This window comes from Marinomonas sp. CT5 (genome assembly GCF_018336975.1).
Lineage (GTDB): Bacteria > Pseudomonadota > Gammaproteobacteria > Pseudomonadales > Marinomonadaceae > Marinomonas.
The window spans coordinates 2,105,899-2,124,236 of record NZ_CP025572.1 but is presented as its reverse complement, the minus strand read 5'-3'; the positions used below and the strand labels follow the sequence as shown (position 1 = coordinate 2,124,236).

Annotated in this window: 17 protein-coding genes; 8 read left to right on the top strand and 9 right to left on the bottom strand. The window is 41.8% G+C overall.

Features of this window, described 5'->3' with window-relative positions:
- Positions 1 to 446 precede the first annotated feature (446 nt).
- The 4 genes from C0J08_RS09930 to C0J08_RS09915 are packed head-to-tail and all read left to right on the top strand — an operon-like array spanning position 447 to position 3,757.
- Complete coding sequence (locus tag C0J08_RS09930) at positions 447 to 1,196, top strand: MipA/OmpV family protein (RefSeq protein ID WP_212655972.1); 750 nt, start codon at positions 447 to 449, stop codon at positions 1,194 to 1,196.
- 27 nt (positions 1,197 to 1,223) lie between these two features.
- Positions 1,224 to 1,889, top strand: a complete 666-nt coding sequence (locus C0J08_RS09925; RefSeq protein ID WP_212655971.1) for a hypothetical protein — start codon at positions 1,224 to 1,226, stop codon at positions 1,887 to 1,889.
- On the top strand, positions 1,882 to 2,991 hold the full coding sequence (locus tag C0J08_RS09920) for a sensor histidine kinase (protein ID WP_212655970.1): 1,110 nt from the start codon (positions 1,882 to 1,884) through the stop codon (positions 2,989 to 2,991). The genes C0J08_RS09925 and C0J08_RS09920 overlap by 8 nt, the downstream gene beginning before the upstream one ends.
- The gene (locus C0J08_RS09915) at positions 2,978 to 3,757 is read left to right on the top strand and encodes a LytR/AlgR family response regulator transcription factor (RefSeq protein ID WP_212655969.1); all 780 of its coding nucleotides are present in this window, start codon (positions 2,978 to 2,980) and stop codon (positions 3,755 to 3,757) included. Before C0J08_RS09920 ends, C0J08_RS09915 begins: the two co-directional genes overlap by 14 nt.
- Positions 3,758 to 3,935: 178 nt before the next feature.
- Here the strand turns inward: C0J08_RS09915 and soxR are convergent, their stop codons facing one another.
- The 6 genes from soxR to C0J08_RS09890 form a co-directional block, all read right to left on the bottom strand.
- Positions 3,936 to 4,385, bottom strand: a complete 450-nt coding sequence (gene soxR / locus C0J08_RS09910; RefSeq protein WP_212655968.1) for a redox-sensitive transcriptional activator SoxR — start codon at positions 4,383 to 4,385, stop codon at positions 3,936 to 3,938.
- Between the two features lie 433 nt (positions 4,386 to 4,818).
- The gene (locus C0J08_RS22730) at positions 4,819 to 4,947 is read right to left on the bottom strand and encodes a hypothetical protein (protein WP_283247162.1); all 129 of its coding nucleotides are present in this window, start codon (positions 4,945 to 4,947) and stop codon (positions 4,819 to 4,821) included.
- Positions 4,948 to 5,299: 352 nt separating this feature from the next.
- Entirely contained in the window at positions 5,300 to 6,286 is a 987-nt protein-coding gene (locus C0J08_RS09905) for a DUF3644 domain-containing protein (protein ID WP_212655967.1), read from the bottom strand.
- Positions 6,287 to 6,312: 26 nt separating this feature from the next.
- Positions 6,313 to 6,975 carry a hypothetical protein gene (locus tag C0J08_RS09900; RefSeq protein ID WP_212655966.1) on the bottom strand — a complete coding sequence of 221 codons (663 nt, stop codon included), beginning with the start codon at positions 6,973 to 6,975 and terminating at the stop codon, positions 6,313 to 6,315.
- Between the two features lie 163 nt (positions 6,976 to 7,138).
- Positions 7,139 to 7,888, bottom strand: a complete 750-nt coding sequence (locus C0J08_RS09895; RefSeq protein ID WP_212655965.1) for a DUF8608 domain-containing protein — start codon at positions 7,886 to 7,888, stop codon at positions 7,139 to 7,141.
- A 92-nt stretch (positions 7,889 to 7,980) separates the two neighbouring features.
- The gene (locus C0J08_RS09890) at positions 7,981 to 8,145 is read right to left on the bottom strand and encodes a hypothetical protein (RefSeq protein ID WP_212655964.1); all 165 of its coding nucleotides are present in this window, start codon (positions 8,143 to 8,145) and stop codon (positions 7,981 to 7,983) included.
- Between the two features lie 202 nt (positions 8,146 to 8,347).
- On the opposite strand from C0J08_RS09890, the gene dusA reads away from it, so the two are divergent.
- The 4 genes from dusA (at position 8,348) to C0J08_RS09870 (ending at position 12,261) form a co-directional block, all read left to right on the top strand.
- Positions 8,348 to 9,373, top strand: coding sequence for a tRNA dihydrouridine(20/20a) synthase DusA (dusA, locus tag C0J08_RS09885; RefSeq protein ID WP_212655963.1), 1,026 nt, complete (start codon positions 8,348 to 8,350; stop codon positions 9,371 to 9,373).
- Positions 9,374 to 9,378: 5 nt separating this feature from the next.
- Complete coding sequence (gene tal / locus C0J08_RS09880) at positions 9,379 to 10,329, top strand: transaldolase (protein WP_212655962.1); 951 nt, start codon at positions 9,379 to 9,381, stop codon at positions 10,327 to 10,329.
- An 89-nt stretch (positions 10,330 to 10,418) separates the two neighbouring features.
- Positions 10,419 to 10,940, top strand: a complete 522-nt coding sequence (locus C0J08_RS09875; protein ID WP_212655961.1) for a sugar O-acetyltransferase — start codon at positions 10,419 to 10,421, stop codon at positions 10,938 to 10,940.
- A gap of 205 nt (positions 10,941 to 11,145) precedes the next feature.
- Positions 11,146 to 12,261, top strand: a complete 1,116-nt coding sequence (locus tag C0J08_RS09870) for a PQQ-dependent sugar dehydrogenase (RefSeq protein ID WP_212655960.1) — start codon at positions 11,146 to 11,148, stop codon at positions 12,259 to 12,261.
- Between the two features lie 51 nt (positions 12,262 to 12,312).
- Here C0J08_RS09870 and C0J08_RS09865 read toward each other — a convergent pair whose 3' ends face one another.
- From C0J08_RS09865 to hrpA, 3 genes are all read right to left on the bottom strand, one after another.
- Positions 12,313 to 13,338: a GGDEF domain-containing protein gene (locus tag C0J08_RS09865; RefSeq protein WP_249344613.1), complete on the bottom strand. Its 1,026-nt coding sequence runs from the start codon at positions 13,336 to 13,338 to the stop codon at positions 12,313 to 12,315.
- A gap of 6 nt (positions 13,339 to 13,344) precedes the next feature.
- Positions 13,345 to 14,241 (bottom strand): MlaA family lipoprotein, encoded by an 897-nt coding sequence (locus tag C0J08_RS09860; protein ID WP_212655959.1) that lies wholly within the window; start codon positions 14,239 to 14,241, stop codon positions 13,345 to 13,347.
- A 70-nt stretch (positions 14,242 to 14,311) separates the two neighbouring features.
- A complete protein-coding gene (hrpA, locus tag C0J08_RS09855; protein WP_212655958.1) occupies positions 14,312 to 18,187 on the bottom strand; it encodes an ATP-dependent RNA helicase HrpA in 3,876 nt (1,291 codons plus the stop codon).
- Between the last annotated feature and the right edge of the window lie 151 nt (positions 18,188 to 18,338).

The following is an 18,338-nucleotide window of genomic DNA, read 5'->3' as shown; positions in this document are numbered from 1 at the left end:
AAAAACAAGTCGTATTTCTGACATAACGCACTAAAAACGACCGCTTCATGATCAATTTTTTACCAGACGAGCGTACACAAATACCTTCTTATAAAAATAGCTTATTCCCTTAGAGTTCATCGCCACCTGACATCATGATTTGCAAAGCCCCACAAAGAAATTATTGCTTTCATGACTACTTTAATTATTTGAAAAATAAAGAAAATTAAAAAATATACAGACTCATCTCTGCATGAAGTTAGCAATACGAATTTTCGAGTCTTCTACACATCAAAGCTTTTCCCGTTAAACATCTCATCCCCGTATTTTTCCATTTATCTCTTAATACGACCTTTCGTCACCTGATCATTTCGCCCAGTTTATTTTATGTGATCTTTAGCCCGCACTTTTGGAGTGCATTCTTTAAAAATACCCATCAACAGAGAAAAAAGAGTAAAGAGATGAAAATGCGTACCTTAGTAACAACGACTAAATGGAGTGCCCCTATTCTGTTAGCAAGTGTTAGCCTGTTTGCCAATGCAACCGAGTTAAATGCCAACCTTGGGCTTTCATTATTAGGCGAACAAAATCATGTCATTGGCGAAGACAATGATGTCAAAATTCATCCGTATTTGAATGTTCAGTACGGTATGTTCATCGTGGGACCAGAAGGAATAGGTTTAACGAAAAAAGTAGGCACAAACGATCAATTTAGCAGTGTATTTCTAATGCGAGAGTCGGTCTTTGATAAAGAGGATAACGACCTTCTAAAACATTTTGACAAACGTGATGACGCGACCGAACTAGCACTACAATGGACTCATTACACTCCCATTGTAGATATCACAACGGCTATATCAACGGATGTATCTAATACTCACGAAGGCTATGAAGCTAAACTCATGCTCTCTAAAAAGCTTCAAACCAGATTAGGAACATTCATCCCTGCTGCAGCGATACAACATCAATCTGATGAGTTAGTGGACTATTATTACGGCGTAAGTTCCAAAGAAAGCAATAGCCGTTTTTCAGCTTACAAAGGTGAAGCCGCAACGAATACCAACCTTTCGTTAACGCATGTTTACCCGATTACGGCTAAATGGCATCTTGCGACAAGAGTAGCGTATGACCATTTAGGAGAAGCAATCGCTGATAGTCCAATCGTTAAGCGCTCGAATTACTGGAGTGGCGCGTTCTCTGTTTTTTATCAGTTTTAAACAATGAATAACAATAGGCGCACCAAGATGAAAAATAACTTATTAACCGGCACAACAAGTTGGATAGCTGGGCTTAGCTTTCTAGTGGGAATGATTGTTTATGTAGCCTTACTTTCGTATGTATCATATGGGGATACTGCACAAGCCGTCCTACCTCAGTTGGAATTTATAGCCTCTTATTCAACCTTACTTTATGTATGGTACTTTGTTATTTATATTCTATTTGGTTTGGCATTAATTGGCTTTCAAATCAGTATAAAAACACACCTAGTAACAGGTTTTTTTCGGTCCTTTGCCTTAATTTTAGGGTATCTCTGGGCTGGTATTACCATTGTTACGGGTATGTTAGCCAACGTGGGGACTCATATGATTCTGGAGCTTATGGGTCAACATCAAGAACTGGCTATTTCGCAATGGTACAACCTACAAATGCTGATTAATGGTATGGGTGGTGGTAATGAAATTGTTGGTGGCCTTTGGTTGATTGCAATGGGGCTCAGTTTGAATACACATTGCTCACTTGCGCCTTTATTAAGAAGTATCGCTCTTGTGTTTGGCTGTGTAGGAGTGTTAACAGCCGCACCTATGTTAGAGTATTTGGGAGGCATTTTTGGGGTTGGGTGCATGCTATGGTTTTTCGTGATGGGCAGTTATAAGTTAGTTAAATACAAACGAGAAATAGCTTATGCATAAACTTCCTTTTAAGACGTTTTGGCATCGTCATGAATTACTCAAAGACACTTTAACCGTACTGATTTATTGTACCTTGATTGCCGTGGTTATTTGGATCACCAAAGCGGGTGAGTTCTGGATGACCTTGCAAATATCTTTGGTATTTGGTGCAGCCTGTTTTTCCTGTATTCGGCTGAGTCTTTATTACTTAAAAGATAAGTTATCTATCCTTAAGGCGACAATATTAGGCTACTTAGGCGGCGTTATTATTGGTATGTGCTATTTACTATACCAAGTTTATGACTCCGTTGATGCTGTGCTGAATGCGTCTTGGTCAGACCTGCTTTTGAAAGTGCTTTTTAGCATGCTGGTAACTTACATTTTTTATAATGCTCATAGACTCAGTCGAAAAGAGCAAGAGCTGCAAGAGCAGAAAATGAAAGCGCTCATGCAAGAAAAACAACTGGCAGAATCTAATTACCAAATGCTGCAATCTCAAATTGAGCCGCATTTTCTATTCAATACGCTTGCTAACATTCAGGTCTTAATTGACATTCGACCTAATGATGCCAAACGCATGCTAGACGATTTAACCAGCTTGCTAAGAGTTTCTATGAGCAAGATAAAACAGCCGCGTATTAAATTAGTTGAAGAATTGGACCTAGTCGCCGCGTATCTATCTATTCAAAAGGTGCGAATGGGGGATAGGCTAAATTTTCAAATACAAAAACTAGGAGCTATAGAAAAAGCCGAGTGCCCTCCATTCCTACTACAACCATTGGTTGAAAATGCGATTGTTCACGGCATTGAACCGAGTTTAGAAGGAGGATTCATTGCCGTCTCTGTGCGTATTGATGATGAAAACTGCTATGTCTCCATTCGTGATACGGGTGCTGGATTAAAACCGAACTGGCAAGAATCCGATACCACAGACAATAAGCATGGTATAGCTTTAAAAAATATTCGCCAAAGGCTGCTCTTGATTTATGGGGAGCACGCTCGTTTTGAGATCAATAATGTATTAAATGAACAGAAACAGATTTCAGGTTGCCAAGTTCAACTTAGTTGGCCATTAAACTTGCAACCTTCTGCCATGTTAGGAATGGGAAATGCCGGACACTAAATCAGAAAATTTGGTACATGTTATGGTGGTAGATGATGAACCATTATTACGTTTTCACCTACAGAAGCTATTGCAAGAACTTTGGGAAGATATTGACCAAACTATCGCGGTTGGCTCCGGCGTAGAAGCGTTGAATGTCGCGAATGAACTTAATATTCACACTATTTTTATGGACATAAAAATGCCCGGAATTAGCGGGATTGAAACGGCCAAAGCACTTCGTGAATCGAGCTATAGTGGTAATCTGGTATTTGTTACCGCATATGATGAACATGCGGTCGCTGCGTTCGAACATGAAGCTTTGGATTATTTATTAAAGCCTGTAGATGAAAAGCGTTTACTAGAGTGCATTCAGCGATTAAAGAAACGTTCGCAAACAACAGTCAAATATGAACTTGACGCCAAACAATTGACTAAATTACTCCCCCAACATACACATCAGTCACTACAATGGATTAATGCTTCTCAGGGAAATGGTATCCATGTCATTAAAGTCAGTGATGTGAGCTGCTTCATTGCGGAGGATAAATACACCACGGTAGTGACTGAACAAGGTAACTTTTTAATTAAAAAATCGATCAAACAATTGTTAGAAGAGCTAGACCCTAATGAGTTCTGGCGCATTCATCGCTCAGTTATCATTCAGGTTAGTCATATAAAACAAGTGGTCAAAGACGAGAACGGTTACTTAAACGTTTTACTCAAAGGAATTGATAGAATATTACCAGTAAGTCGAAATAACGCGCATTTATTCAAACAAATGTAGGTTAGTTCAAGACCTGTCCATGACTTTGATTTTTCTTCAATATAGCGACTTATCCCCTCTTCTTAAACCACTGCGTCAAAGAATGGCTCATGGGGCTTGCTGGACTCAGCAGCCATCCTGCAATTTAAAAAATTAAAGACATATTGGAGAAGAAATAAGCCTAACAAGACGATTGCTTTTATTCCGTCATAAGCCTTGGTCCTGACCCTTTTTCAGCCAATTCGTCATGCGGATTAAGAAGCTTACACCTTTCAAGGGAAAGACAACCGCAACCAATACAATCGGTCATCATGCTTTTTAGCTCCGTTAATTGAGTAATCTTCCTATCCAACTCTTTTTGCCACCTCAACCCCAATGCTTCCCAATCCTCAAGAGTGACACGAGTTCGATTTGGCAACTCTTCAAACTCCAACAAGATGTCTTCCAATGAAAACCCTGTTCGCTGAGCAACCTGAATCAGAGAGACTATACGAATAACATGTTTTGGATATTGCCGGTGATTGGATGTATTTCTTTGACTCTTTATCAACCCTTTCCTTTCATAAAAATGCAAAGCTGACACAGACACCCCAGTCCTTTCACTTAACACACCCACCGATATCCATTCTGGAATAAATTTTTTTTGCATTTGATACTTACCACCTTCACTCAATCTATCATGAAGATAACAGTCTAAACGCCTATCTCAAACTTCCGAAAGACATTAATACCCCTTAGAAAGAATAGAAAACAGAAACGAAAAAGCCCATCGCAGGGATGGGCTTGAGATGTTTGGTTTGATTATTTCAAGAAGCTAAGGATTATTTATCTGGCCCAGAACTTCTAGAATAATGCAGATAGCTTGAATCATTTCGATCACTTCTTTAGATAAAAGGGCAACGGGATCACTTTGTATCTGCATGGATTTGACGTTGTTGTTGAGCAGTTGCCTTATTTTGGAGGATATAGCTGTCTGTTTCCGCTAGTGCTAGGTTGTCTGTGGTTGGTTTTGCTCACGGAGATGTTTGGAGTAGATGAAGACTAGGCGCTATTTTTCATCTGACCCCAAACTCCAGGCAGTACTATTTTGCGTAAAACGTTTCTGTGATGCTTGCCAAAGAATTTAGCAAGATCAGTCGAGGTAGTAGTGTTTGATCGTTAGTGATTTGTACAATGGGTGCGTCAATGCTTGAAATAATGTCCGTAGCCATGTTTGGCCTCCTGTGTATGAAGTTGACCACCTCGTGAGGTTCGAATCTCAGTAAGGTGGTGGATCTAAATCAGGTTCGCACTACCGCCCGTAGGAACGGCCAACCCGAAGGTTGCCCAACAAAGACCTACCATAAAAGCCGAATCTCGGCTACAAAAAAACACGCGGTACGTGTTTTAGGCCGCTTTGGTTAGAACGGGGGATCAATCCCGACACTGGATTTTGCCAATGCAAGAAGAGTGTTAGATCAAGATTGTGGTGGGGTCAATGAAGAAAGTAAACCAAGAGTTGTTTGAGAGTGGAAAGAGTAAACAACAAAGTTAGCACTTTGTAGACTTCAATCTCTTGTTAACTTACTTTTTATAATGTTTGTCGAACTCTTTTTGAATATTCGGGTTGTAAAAAGTCTTCTTCCCACCATTTGGATTATTTGGGTTCAGAAGCCGTTCGTATACAAATTTCCTATCCCCTTCAAATTGCTTCCTTAACCTGTGATACTTTGCATTCATTTTGAAATCAGAATATCGTTTTGATAAACGAGTACTCAAAATATCGTAGTCCCAAGGGTATTTATCAGTAAAATCCTCTTCTGATAGGAAGACTGATGTCGCTGTTGGATCATTCGTAACCTGAACGGGAAGACCTGATGTACTTTTAACCTTCTGAAACTTTACATCGATTCTCAGAGTTAAGTTGTAATCGCCTACGTCCTCAGTGCCATCATATCCCTCTTCTGACTTTTTAATGTATTCCAGTACTTTCTTTTCACTTGAATTTAGCGAAACACCTGGTGCCTCATTGAAATTTCTAAAAAAAGACAAAGGCATAAGGTAAAAATTGTATCCTGATAGAACATCACCAAACCAAGAAGATACTAAATGAAGATAGTTTTGAAGAGATGCACTGCCTAGCTCTTGAATCTTTAAGGACAACAGTAAGTCATCATTTACAAAATGTATCGAGTTATCCCTAATCTCGGTAAGAGCAATCAAATTATCGAATACAGCCTTATCTATCTTTACTCCATAATCCTCGGTGGTGACCCTGTATGCTTCAAAAATATTAATAGACAGTGGGTTTCCAGAACGGTTTTTTTTGGGACTTAAAACAGTCGATTTTTTTCCTGTTTTAAGTGTTTTGTGCTCCATTGAGTAGAGTGAAGCTAATTTGTTACTTGCCAGATTAAGAACTTTAGCTTTTAAAAGTAGTTCCCAAGAATTAATGCATAATACAGAAAATGTCTCCTCACGATATTTAAAGTCAGGCTTGTTGTATATCTCAATTGCTGACAGCATTGCAGCGATAGATTTTTCAAGCATTAATCGAGAACGTGACTTCATTAGACCCCCTTCGTTGATTTAACGCTTCAATAAGCTAATGCATCAGCACTCGACTGAATTGGTTTGTTGGGTTTCTTAAAATGGAACTCTTTATTTATTTGAGAATCCCTCGAACACATTTCACTTATAAAACCTTCCATTACTTCAAAAGCAAGGTGAATTTCCAATTCAAAAGGGTGTACATAGTTAAACTTGTCGGAATTTTTAGAGGTAAATTCTTTTGTCTTAGGGTGAACCAGTGAATTCCTTTGATCAAATACTTGCCTAATTAATTTTACGACCCCTTCATTAGGGTCAAGTTTATAATCAAAACAAACTAAATATAACAACATCAATTTTTCGGTAATTCCAATACGCTCTAAAACACGCTTGTAATATGTTTCACCCAACCGTTTGACGCCATAGAAATTGATAAAGCCCTCTATCGCCATACATATATAAATGTGTGCAGAAGTAGCTGAGCGGTATGCATCCGTGTGTAAATTATCCGTTTCATGTCTTATGAATGCGCTATAAAACTCGGGGGGAACTTTCTTTGCCTCACTCTCAAGGGATATTTCTTTCTCTTTGAGAGCTTCCAATATATTCTCAAATTCATAGAGACATAGCCAAGCACACTTATAATGTGATGCATATGAGCTACTCCAAGCACCCTCTCTAAAAAAATCATATACTTTTTGATTTGTCATCGTAATCCTGAAGCTTTACAGCTTGTGAGCGTCATAATTGACGCGATTTTTATAAATTCAAGGGGATCAGAGTCGTTGATTTTCTAAAGAATTCAAGGGCTCTTTTCTAACCTCATCCACGAGCGCAAACTTCATAAACTACCTTATTAAGTAATTTTTAATATCAATTTTTCTTACCAATTCCTTTTGCATCATTGATACGTTTAACCAACTCTTCAATAGGTGCATTTTGTACAGGATAAAGTTCTTTAAGTATATGCTCGAAAATTCGATATCCATCAAGTACATCATTTTTACGTACATGACAACCTGCGTGTGTACCATCATTACCAAGCCAACGAATAGCGTTGGCTGGCTCTATAATTTCCTGAAACTCTTCTGGAAGCAATTTAATACGCTCTTCCAGTTTGAAAAATCTCCCTTTTCCATTTACTGACGGTACTTCCATTTCACCAAGAAGCACCTCTAGAGAAGAACGTAAATGAGTTAGGCTTGTGCTTGGCGATGAGAAAAATGTAGAAAAGGATGTTTTAAGAGATTTTTTAACATCAAGTGGAGTCTCTTTTGGTGGTACAAATATTTGTAGTGGTGGTTCAAAAAATGTAACTGCAAATGAATCAAACCAATCCCAATTACCCGAACCATCATGAAGGTATTCTTGCGATACCCCTCCATTACCAACACACATGACATGACTTGAGCATTTAGCAACTGAACACTTTAAATTCATACTAAAAACATACTCAATCCATTCAGGGTCAAAATTTGGATGATTTGGATCAATGGGGGTTTTATAACTTTTTTGAAATTGATCTTTCGTGCACGACAATGAGTAAGAACCACAATTAGGACATGGCCAAGTAGGAATATCTTCACCAACAAAATGCGAGACAAATAACTTTTCATTCAACATCTGTATTTCCTTTTATATATATATATTTATCCTAGATGCCTTCCTCATCTAACTCCAGCAAAAACCTTACAAACCAATGACAATTATAAAACCTAACTTTCCCTCTTATCCGTCAAGCTCCCATCGGCCCTTGTGGCAACGTCCGTATTGCCCTGTGCAAATTCAGCCTTGAGTCTTTCTATCACATGATCGCTTATTTGTTGGTTGTAACTTGGGTTGCCTGTTGGCGTTAGGTTGATGGTTAATGGTTGATGCATAGGTGATGCTTTTGCTGTCACCTCGTGCGGTGACTTTGTCGATGGACCAGTCTCCTTTCATGCCACTTTCACCTTTTAAACCCCAATGTTTCCCTTAGACTCTTAGCTATCTTGTAATTTTATGACATAATGTGACTCATCAGTCGCTGGGGACATTTCCCTATGTTGCGGCGCTTTTTTGAATTAATTCGATAGTAGAAGCATGTCACTAGAAAACGGGGCAACCCCAGTAAACCCAAGCAATAGGCTTGATCGTCGATTTTCCATTGCTCCAATGATGGATTGGACCACATCTGATTACCGAGTTTTCGCGAGGACCTTGAGCAAGAATACCTTGCTCTATACTGAGATGGTGACCACTGGAGCCTTGCTTCAGGGCAATCATCCTGAAAGATTCTTACGTTATGATGAGTGTGAGCACCCTATTGCGTTGCAATTAGGCGGTTCTGACGCCGTAGCCTTGGGTAAATGCGCAAAAATGGCGGAGCAAGCTGGCTTTGATGAGGTTAATCTTAATGTCGGTTGCCCAAGTGACAGAGTGCAAAACAGTTTAATTGGCGCTTGTTTAATGGCTCACCCTGACAAGGTAAAAGAGGCCATGCGCGCTATGCAGGACAACTGCTCTATTCCTGTGACGATCAAACATCGCATTGGTTTGGATGATCAGGAAGATTACAGCGTAGTACGAGATTTTGTTGGCGATGTCGCCACCACTGGCGTGACGACTTTTATTGTCCATGCCCGCAATGCGATTTTGGAGGGTTTAAGCCCGAAAGAAAATCGCGAAGTACCGCCGCTCAAATATCATTATGTGCATCAGTTAAAGAAAGATTTCCCTGACCTTGAAATCATTATAAACGGTGGCATAAAAACGCTAGATGAGTGCAAAGAACAATTAGCACACGTAGATGGCGTTATGGTTGGCCGTGAGGCATACCATAATCCTTGGATTTTAAGCCAAGTCGACGAAGTATTATTTGGCGGTCAAGCCTTAGTTCATGATCGCTACGAAGCACTAGAGGCTTTTGTTCCTTATGTGGAACGCAAGCTCAATGAAGGCGAACGCTTAATGCACCTAACCCGACACATTTTGGGTATTTTTCAGGGCGAAGCTGGCGGCAAACAGTTCCGTCGCTACCTGTCTGAAAACGGTCATAAAGCTGACGCACAGGTAAATGTATTATTAGAGGCCATTGAATTGGTCAAACATCATCAACGCAAAGGATAAGAGCAATGAGCAACAAGTTATCTCAGTTAAAAGAGTTCACAACCATTGTGGCCGACACCGGTGATATCACGGCGATCAAAGATTATTTACCACAAGATGCGACCACTAACCCATCTTTGATGCTTAAAGCTGCGCAAATTCCAGAGTATGCTCCTTTCCTAGATCAAGCCGTAGCTTGGGCAAAAACGCAAAGTAATGACAAAGACCAACAAGTTTTGGATGCGGGCGATAAACTTGCCGTTATCGTGGGTACTGAAATTCTAAAATACGTCCCTGGCCGTATTTCTACCGAAGTCGATGCGCGTTTGTCTTTTGACAAAGAAGCGACACTAGCAAAAGCACGTAAATTGATTGCTCTTTATGAAGAAGCTGGCGTGTCTCGTGACCGTGTGCTTATTAAAGCCGCGTCTACTTGGGAAGGCATCAAGGCAGCAGAAGAGCTAGAGAAAGAAGGCATCAACTGTAACCTAACGCTGCTTTTCTCCTTCGCTCAAGCACAAGCTTGTGCCGAAGCCGGTGTTTACCTGATCTCTCCTTTCGTGGGTCGTATCCTTGATTGGTACAAAAAATCTACTGGTCAAGAATACACAGCCGAAACAGATCCAGGTGTGGTATCGGTTACTGAAATCTACAACTACTACAAGCAGCACGGCTACAACACAGTTGTTATGGGTGCGAGCTTCCGTAACATCGGTGAAATCGAGCAGCTAGCAGGTTGTGACCGTTTGACTATCAGCCCTAACTTGCTTGAAGAGTTGAAGAAAGACGAAGGCAAACTTGAGCGTAAACTAACGCCAGCAAGCGACATCAAGGCTGCACCAGCCGCTATCACGGAAGCAGAATTCCGTTGGGCAATGAACGAAGATGCGATGGCAACTGAGAAGCTGTCTGAGGGCATTCGTAACTTCGCTGCCGATCAGCGTAAACTAGAAGAAACGCTACGTTCTATGCTTTAATCAGCACGACTGCGTTACCACGCTCTTTAAAAACGCGACTTAGGTCGCGTTTTTTGTAGGCTTTTTACATACTTTTAAATAGTGAATCGATGAACAAGCAAACTGAATTTGAAAAGATGGTTCGAGGTGAGCCCTTCAATGGAATCGACCTTGACCTTAGATTACGACGCGAAACCGCTCGCCTAGCTTGTGCCAAATACAATGCTCACCCGAGTAAAGGCAACTTGCGTCATATCACACGTTTATTTGGCTCCATCGGCAGCGCGATTATCGAACCCGGATTTCAGTGTGACTACGGCTCACAAATTCACCTTGGCAATAGAGTCTTTATCAATTTCCAATGCATCTTTTTAGACGGTGCGCCGATTCATATTGGTGATGATGTCTTAATTGGCCCTGGCGTGCACCTTTATACTGTTGATCACCCAAGAGACGCCGATTTACGTGCTTCGGGTGAATGTTTTGCTCGTCCGATTCACATTGGCAATAAAGTCTGGATTGGCGGCGGGGCGAAAATCCTCCCCGGTGTCAACATTGGCAACAACGCCATTATTGCGGCCAATGCAGTGGTTAGACGGAACATAGCGGACAATGAACGCTACTTTGGTTAGCTTCTTCAGACAGGATTCTTACGTCTTTAGTCTTTGCATTATCCCTGCAAAACACACACTTTAAGGCCCTAAATAACACTTCGTTGAATACTTCATTCAACTGGGTAAGCAATCGGCAATTGTTGAGGAAATGCCTTTCCAAAACCTCATATGGCGACTATTTTCTATATACTTCGCAGAAATTCGCGGTAAGAGGTTGCCTAATATGAAAACTTGGATTCTATTTTTAGCTGGCCTGATGGCGCTAAATGTTAGTGCCTCAGACGCCATTACAGATAACTCTTTAAACGTTCAAACCGTCACCCAATTTGATGGTATTCCTTGGGGAATCGCTTTACTTAACGACAAAGAAGCCATCGTCACGATCAAAAAAGGTTCTGCTTACAAGGTCAATCTACAAACAGGTAAAAAACAGACTTTGAAAGGACTGCCCAAAGTCGATAACCGAGGCCAAGGCGGTTTACTGGATGTCGCACAATCCCCTCAATTTAAAGATCAACGCTGGTTGTATTTCACCTATTCGAAACCTACTGACCAAGGCGCTAAAACCACATTAGCCAGAGCAAAACTAGACGGTGACACATTAATGAATTGGCAAGATTTATTGGTAACCGATTCCGCTACCAATGAGTCTAAGCACTTCGGTGGCCGTATTGCTTTTGACGATAAAGGGCATGTGTTCTTTTCAGTGGGTGATCGCGGCGTTCGTGAAAATGCGCAGGATTTGACCAATCATGCAGGCAGCATTATTCGTTTAAATTTAGATGGCAGCGTGCCAACGGGTAACCCTTTTGTTACTCATGCCAACATACGCAACGAAATATGGAGCTATGGTCACCGTAACCCACAAGGTCTTTTTTATGACACGGACACCCATACTCTTTGGTCAAACGAGCATGGCCCAAGAGGCGGTGATGAGATTAACCTGATTCGCCCTGGTGCTAATTATGGTTGGCCAATCGTATCTTATGGTAAAGAGTATTGGGGGCCGATTAATGTCGGTGAAGGCAAAACAAAAGATGGTATAGATAATCCAGCTAAAGTATTTATCCCCTCTATCGCGCCAAGCAGCTTAATACGTTATCGAGGGATGTTATTCTCAAACTGGAGCGGTGATTTCTTATCAACGGCATTGGCATTAAGACACTTAAATAAAATCAAAATTGATAAGAATGGCAAAACAACTGAAACGCGTTACCTGCAACATCTAGATGAACGCCTACGTTCCATTGCTCAAGACACATCGGGCATACTTTATATAGGAACAGATTCGGGCAAATTATTAAAAATAACACTCGCGACAGACAAAAAACTCAATTAAAAAATCAGGAGCATAGACCATGCTCCTGATTTTTAGCCTCAGCGAAAATCGTCAATCTGCTAATACCACACAATTACGGCCAAGGCTTTTAGCTTTATACAAACGCTGATCGGCTGCCTTATACAAAAGCTTAAAGTCTCGGCCCTCTTTTTGACTAAAAGATACGCCAACACTAATCGTATAGTGAATATCTATCCCCTCAAACTTCAAAATAGTGCCATCCACATACTGGCAAAACGTTAATGCCCAGTCTTTAGCTTGTTCAGCCGACATCAAAATGCAAAACTCTTCTCCACCTAGACGAAACACATGCTCATTATCATTCGCGTGAGCCCTAAGTCTTTCTGCAAAATCAATTAGAACCACATCACCAATATCATGACCATAATGGTCGTTTATTTTTTTAAACTCATCTAGATCAATCAAAATAAACGCGAGATCATCGCCTTTACCTTCAAGAGTCGCAAGCTGAAGCGGATAGTTAACAGCCATACCACGCCGATTAGCTAGTCCAGTTAACGGATCTGTAATAGCGATTTTTCTTAGGGTCTTAAGCATCTTTCTATGTGTTAATTCTGCACCATAGGTTAACCCCCACACGAAAGCATAAGTAAAGGTTAGGTTAACAAAGATACGAACAAGAGCCACACCAAAGTCAGCGTAGAAACGCTCAAAGAGAATGGCACTAACCACACTATAGCCAATAAAGCTCAACCAAAAACCCGCACGCTTGCCCAGCAAAAGATAAGACGCCATGGGAAAAATAAGCACCCACACTTGCCGACCAGAATACAAAGGCGACACGGCAATCCCAATCAAAATCAAGCAAAAAAGAAGGCTAACATAGATAAATTTCACTAATTGATAGTAACGCCAGTCTTTAGGACAAAACCAAACACCCACAGTAAAAGCCAAAATACCCAACTCAATGAGAGCGATTGGGAGTTGCATTACATAAACATTAAGGGTAATCAGAAATACACAAGAGCAGCCAATAACAAGCAAGAAAGCGTTAAGCAAAGAGTTGTTAAACGTGTTGTCACTGAACCATTGATAGTTTAATAGTTGCTTTTTCATCGTCAATTATTCAGACCAACTGCTTTCGCTAGAAATATCCTCTTGAGTGGTCGCAGATTCATCCCCCCAGCTATCCGTTGTTGTTTCATCACCCCAGCTATCCGTTGCAGAGTCGTCGCCCCAACTGTCGCTTGTAGAATCATCCCCCCAACTGTCTTCAGCCGGCTCATCTCCCCAACTATCATCCGCGGAGTTTACCTCTTTGTTAACTTGTTGTTTTGGAGGATTACCGTCATAAACGTCATAAGCTCGGCTCTGCAAATACACATCGCGAATGAAACTATAGCGGTCACCTATGATCATGCCTTCGGCATTAAGCAAACGAGCACGAGTCTGCACGACATCCAAGGCCAAAAGACCAAGTTTCTCATCTTGATTCAAGTTTAGAGACTCCGTCTCATCCAAGTAGGTATAAGTAACGACCAAACCGGATCCATCTCGAACGGTTGAAGGCCCAAAGAAAGGCAAAACAAGATAAGGACCAGAGGAGACTCCCCAATAACCTAAGGTTTGGCCAAAATCCTCATCGTATTCTTTTAAACCCAACTCGCTGGCCACATCAAAAATACCAAACCAGCCAGCGGTACTATTGATTAAAAAGCGGAATGTGGAAGAGGCTGTTCCATCCCACTTACCTTGTAATAAGTTATTAGCAATATTGCCAATCTCGCCTAAGTTAGAGAAAAAATTGCTCACCCCTTTTTGAACAGGTGTTGGTGTCACCGCCTTATAACCTTTCGCAACTGGCTTTAAAATCGCCCCATCAACGGCATCATTAAAGGCAAACATCGAACGGTTAAACCCTTCCCATGGATCGCCTTTGGTTTCTACTGGCACTTGAGCACAAGATTGCACAAGCAATAACATAGAGCCAAACAGTAAAGTCCTCATTACTTTAAACATTTTCACTATCCTTAAAGGGTAAAACGTCACAGGTCACACCTGACTAAAAAACAAAACCTTAGGTATAAAATCAAACCAATTTCTTAACTTCCTGCCACTGCTTAGACAAGCGCTTTGCCGATATGGGCTCCAGCGTCCCAACCGATTGAGCAAACAAAGAAATACGGTATTCTTCCAACATCCAACGGTACTTTATCAACTCTGGATCGTATAAGGCTTTCTCATCATGGGCTTTTTTCTGCTTAATGTAGGTTTGCCACAAGCCTTCCAGCTCAGACACGTATTGGTTCTCTTTGTTCAAATGATTTTGGAAGCGTTCTAATCTTACCTCAATCCCTTTGAAATAACGCGGTAATTGCCCCAACCAAAAAAGTGGCGTATTACCGATAAAACCCGGATAAATCAGGTTCTGTAATTGGAACTTAATATCGCCGTAAATACGCGTCCACGGCAAGGGAATATTGCCCTTCATACGTTTCGCTACGCCTTGGTACGAAGACAGCACACGATAAAGCTGGTCTGCCATATGGTTAGCCACACTGACCAAATTAACTTTATGATTTTGTAGGCTGCTATCAAATTCCGCTCTGGTTCTCGGCAAAGGTCGACCATCTAAAAACACTTTATCCAACACCGCGTTCAGTAAGTCTTCTAGTAGCGTTTCTTTTTGACCAATTGGCGCAAAAATCAACATAGATTCTTTTAGATGCGGAAGATTCTTTTGCAGATAACGCATTTCTTTGTTTAGAGTCAGCTTAAGCAAGGTAATCACCCCTTTTCGGTGATTTTCCAATGCCGTTTGTTGGTCATCAAACATTTTTAACGACACTTGCTCCCCTTGAGACACCAGCGCAGGAAAAGCCGTAACATTAATCCCCGCTTGTTTAATCTGCTGACGCTCAGGAATGTCTTGATCAGGCCAGGCCGTTAGACCTTCTTGCTCATGTTTCTTAGTGCCAAATTTCGCAAAACTCTCTTCCACCATGTCGCTGAATTGAGCCTGTAACTGAGCAAGATCCTTACCGACTCCAAGCACTTTTCCACGCTCATCTACCACTTCTAAATTCAAGGTTAGATGAGAATCCAGCTTATCGGCATTCCATTCATTCAGCGGAATATCAATCAGAGTTTCTCGTTTGATCTGCAAACTTAATTGCTCTAACAAGTCCCCTTTATCTTTCGATAAATTCGGATAGATACGATCGACGAATTGAGGAATAGGCACAAAGCGTCGGCGTAATACTTTCGGCAATGCGCGCAATAAGGCTTCGCACCGTTCTTTAATAAAACCAGGCACCGCCCAGCTTAGATCCTCTAAACTCAATTGGCGCAATAACCCAACAGGCACTTTTAGTGTGGCCCCATCGGTCTCTTTACCTGGATCAAACGTATAATCGATAGGTAATGCCACGCCATTAAGACCATATGAATCAGGAAAAGCATAATCATCCACCGACACATCTTGATTGATCAGGTCTTCTCGGGTCATTAACAGAGTATCGGGATGCTTTTTAGCAAAAAATTCTAAGCTTTTTTGATTGCGAACATCGCCAGGCAATCGCGCATTGTAAAAGGCAAACACAGCTTCATCATCCACCAAGATATCACGAGTGCGTAACTTAGCTTCTTGGGTTTCAAGAGACTCAATCAATGCTTGGTTCTTGCGATAGAAAGCTTGCTTGCTACGTAACTCACCTTCCACCAGTCCTGATCGAATGAATATTTCACGGGCTTCTACAGGGTTCACATGACCGTAATCAATACGTCGTTTCGCTACGATAATCAAACCATAAAGCGAGACTTGCTCATTCGCCATGATGCGGCCTTGATTACGCTCAAAATGCGGATCAAAGTACTGACGCTTCACAAATGGCGCGGCGTATTCTTCGATCCAAGCAGGATCAATACGCGCGGTCACACGAGCGTAGAGTTTGCTGGTTTCAACCAGCTCTGCCGCCATAATCCACTGTGGTGGCTTTTTAAATAACATAGAACCGGGGAAGATCGACAACTTGCGGGAACGACAGCCAAGCATGTCTTTACTGTCTTCCATTTTGTTCGCAACTTGGGTGAACATACCCGCCAATAAAGCACGATGAATCGCTTCGTAATGACGCTCTTCATGGTTCACTTCTTTGAATCCTAACTGCTTGCAGGCAATCATGATTTGTCGATGAATATCACGCCATTCACGCATGCGCATGAAGTTAAGGAATTGTTTACGACAATATTGGCGCAATTGATTCTGCGACAAGGCTTGGCGTTGCTCTTCAAATCGGTCCCATAAGTTCAAAAAGACAAGAAAGTCCGAATCTTCGTCTTTGTCCACCGCATGGGCTTGATCGGATTGCGTTTTCTTATCTTGTGGACGCTCCCGTGGGTCCGCAATTGACAAGGCACTAACAATGATAGCGACCTCTTTCAACACGCTGTGCTGTTCAGCGGCAATCAGGATGCGCCCTAACTTGGGATCAATAGGTAATTTGGCAAGTTGACGACCAATAGGGGTTAAGCGCTCTTTGTGCAACGCCCCGAGTTCCGTCAAGGCTCGATAACCATCGTTGATCATGCGTTTTTCTGGCATTTCAACAAATGGAAACTTTTCAACAGCCCCCAGTTTTAGGTTGGCCATTTGCAAAATAACCGACGCCAAATTGGTACGGAAAATTTCTGGATCGGTGAACTCAGCGCGATTATTAAAATCTTCCTCGTCATATAAACGAATACAAATACCATCGGCCACACGACCACAGCGCCCTGCTCTTTGGTTGGCACTGGCTTGGCTGATCTTTTCAATCGGCAATTGCTGAACTTTAGAACGCACACTGTAGCGACTGATTCGCGCTAAGCCCGGATCTATGACATAACGAATGCCCGGCACGGTTAGGGAGGTTTCCGCTACGTTAGTCGACAACACAATGCGACGACCAGAATGGGATTTGAAAATACGCTGTTGCTCACTGGCACTCAATCGCGCGTACAAAGGCAGAACTTCGGTACTGCGAAGTTCTGCACGACGGAGAATGTCAGCGGTTTCCCGAATCTCTCGCTCGCCCGGTAAAAACACTAAGATATCACCCGCGCCTCGGTATCCTGACTGGCGCTCCTCTGCGATAAGCAGCTCGACGGCATCTAAAATGCCTTGCTCCATGCTCTGGTCTTCGTCTAATTCTTCCGAGTCGGATTTGCTTAACAAGGGCTGATAACGGATTTCAACAGGGTAAGTTCGACCAGACACTTCGATAATAGGCGCGTTTTCAAAATGCTCAGAAAAACGCTCAACGTCTATGGTCGCCGATGTGACAATGACTTTCAAATCGGGTCTTGCGGCAAGGACTTGTTTCAAATAGCCAAGCAAAAAGTCGATGTTCAGACTACGCTCGTGGGCTTCATCTATGATGATGGTGTCGTATTTGTACAGGCGTTTGTCTTGCTGAATTTCAGCCAACAAAATACCGTCCGTCATCAACTTGATCAGGGTTTCTTCATTACTTTCGTCACTAAAACGAACCTGAAAACCCACTTGCTCACCAAGATTTACTTGCAGCTCATCACTGATACGCTCAGCCACACTGCGAGCGGCAATACGTCTTGGTTGTGTATGACCAATTAATCCAGCGACTCCTCGACCTGCTTGCAAACACATCTTAGGCAATTGCGTGGTTTTACCTGAGCCCGTTTCACCCGCAATGATCACTACTTGGTGGTCTTGAATGGCCTTGATAATTTCATCGGCACGAGCCGCAACAGGCAAACTTTCATCGTAGGTCACCTTTGGCATACGGGATTGACGTGCTTGATATAGGGTTTCTGATTTTTCAATGAGCGTGTTCAGCTCAGATTGCATACGGTCAAAAGGCAAGCCTTCTTTTTGACGCTTGTTAAGCTGCGCTTGTTTTTGATCAATTAGATGACGATCGCGCGTCATTACGGAATTTGTCGGCATGATAGGTAAACTTGTATCCTTTTTACTTGGCGCAGAAAAAGTAGAAATAATAAACAGTGCGCCGTTTGTATAAGAAGTTTTAATACTGTACGTCAAGTGAAGTTAATTGGATGTACGAAAACCTCTAACGATATAGTTGTAAATTCTAACA

What these genes read in the sequence shown, in the direction of transcription:
- C0J08_RS09930 (WP_212655972.1), top strand. Translation starts at nt 447, where the DNA reads ATGCGTACCTTAGTAACAACGACTAAATGGAGTGCCCCTATTCTGTTA.
- C0J08_RS09925 (WP_212655971.1), top strand. Translation starts at nt 1,224, where the DNA reads ATGAAAAATAACTTATTAACCGGCACAACAAGTTGGATAGCTGGGCTT.
- C0J08_RS09920 (WP_212655970.1), top strand. Translation starts at nt 1,882, where the DNA reads ATGCATAAACTTCCTTTTAAGACGTTTTGGCATCGTCATGAATTACTC.
- C0J08_RS09915 (WP_212655969.1), top strand. Translation starts at nt 2,978, where the DNA reads ATGCCGGACACTAAATCAGAAAATTTGGTACATGTTATGGTGGTAGAT.
- soxR (WP_212655968.1), bottom strand. Translation starts at nt 4,385, where the DNA reads ATGCAAAAAAAATTTATTCCAGAATGGATATCGGTGGGTGTGTTAAGT.
- C0J08_RS22730 (WP_283247162.1), bottom strand. Translation starts at nt 4,947, where the DNA reads ATGGCTACGGACATTATTTCAAGCATTGACGCACCCATTGTACAAATC.
- C0J08_RS09905 (WP_212655967.1), bottom strand. Translation starts at nt 6,286, where the DNA reads ATGAAGTCACGTTCTCGATTAATGCTTGAAAAATCTATCGCTGCAATG.
- C0J08_RS09900 (WP_212655966.1), bottom strand. Translation starts at nt 6,975, where the DNA reads ATGACAAATCAAAAAGTATATGATTTTTTTAGAGAGGGTGCTTGGAGT.
- C0J08_RS09895 (WP_212655965.1), bottom strand. Translation starts at nt 7,888, where the DNA reads ATGTTGAATGAAAAGTTATTTGTCTCGCATTTTGTTGGTGAAGATATT.
- C0J08_RS09890 (WP_212655964.1), bottom strand. Translation starts at nt 8,145, where the DNA reads ATGCATCAACCATTAACCATCAACCTAACGCCAACAGGCAACCCAAGT.
- dusA (WP_212655963.1), top strand. Translation starts at nt 8,348, where the DNA reads ATGTCACTAGAAAACGGGGCAACCCCAGTAAACCCAAGCAATAGGCTT.
- tal (WP_212655962.1), top strand. Translation starts at nt 9,379, where the DNA reads ATGAGCAACAAGTTATCTCAGTTAAAAGAGTTCACAACCATTGTGGCC.
- C0J08_RS09875 (WP_212655961.1), top strand. Translation starts at nt 10,419, where the DNA reads ATGAACAAGCAAACTGAATTTGAAAAGATGGTTCGAGGTGAGCCCTTC.
- C0J08_RS09870 (WP_212655960.1), top strand. Translation starts at nt 11,146, where the DNA reads ATGAAAACTTGGATTCTATTTTTAGCTGGCCTGATGGCGCTAAATGTT.
- C0J08_RS09865 (WP_249344613.1), bottom strand. Translation starts at nt 13,338, where the DNA reads ATGAAAAAGCAACTATTAAACTATCAATGGTTCAGTGACAACACGTTT.
- C0J08_RS09860 (WP_212655959.1), bottom strand. Translation starts at nt 14,241, where the DNA reads ATGTTTAAAGTAATGAGGACTTTACTGTTTGGCTCTATGTTATTGCTT.
- hrpA (WP_212655958.1), bottom strand. Translation starts at nt 18,187, where the DNA reads ATGCCGACAAATTCCGTAATGACGCGCGATCGTCATCTAATTGATCAA.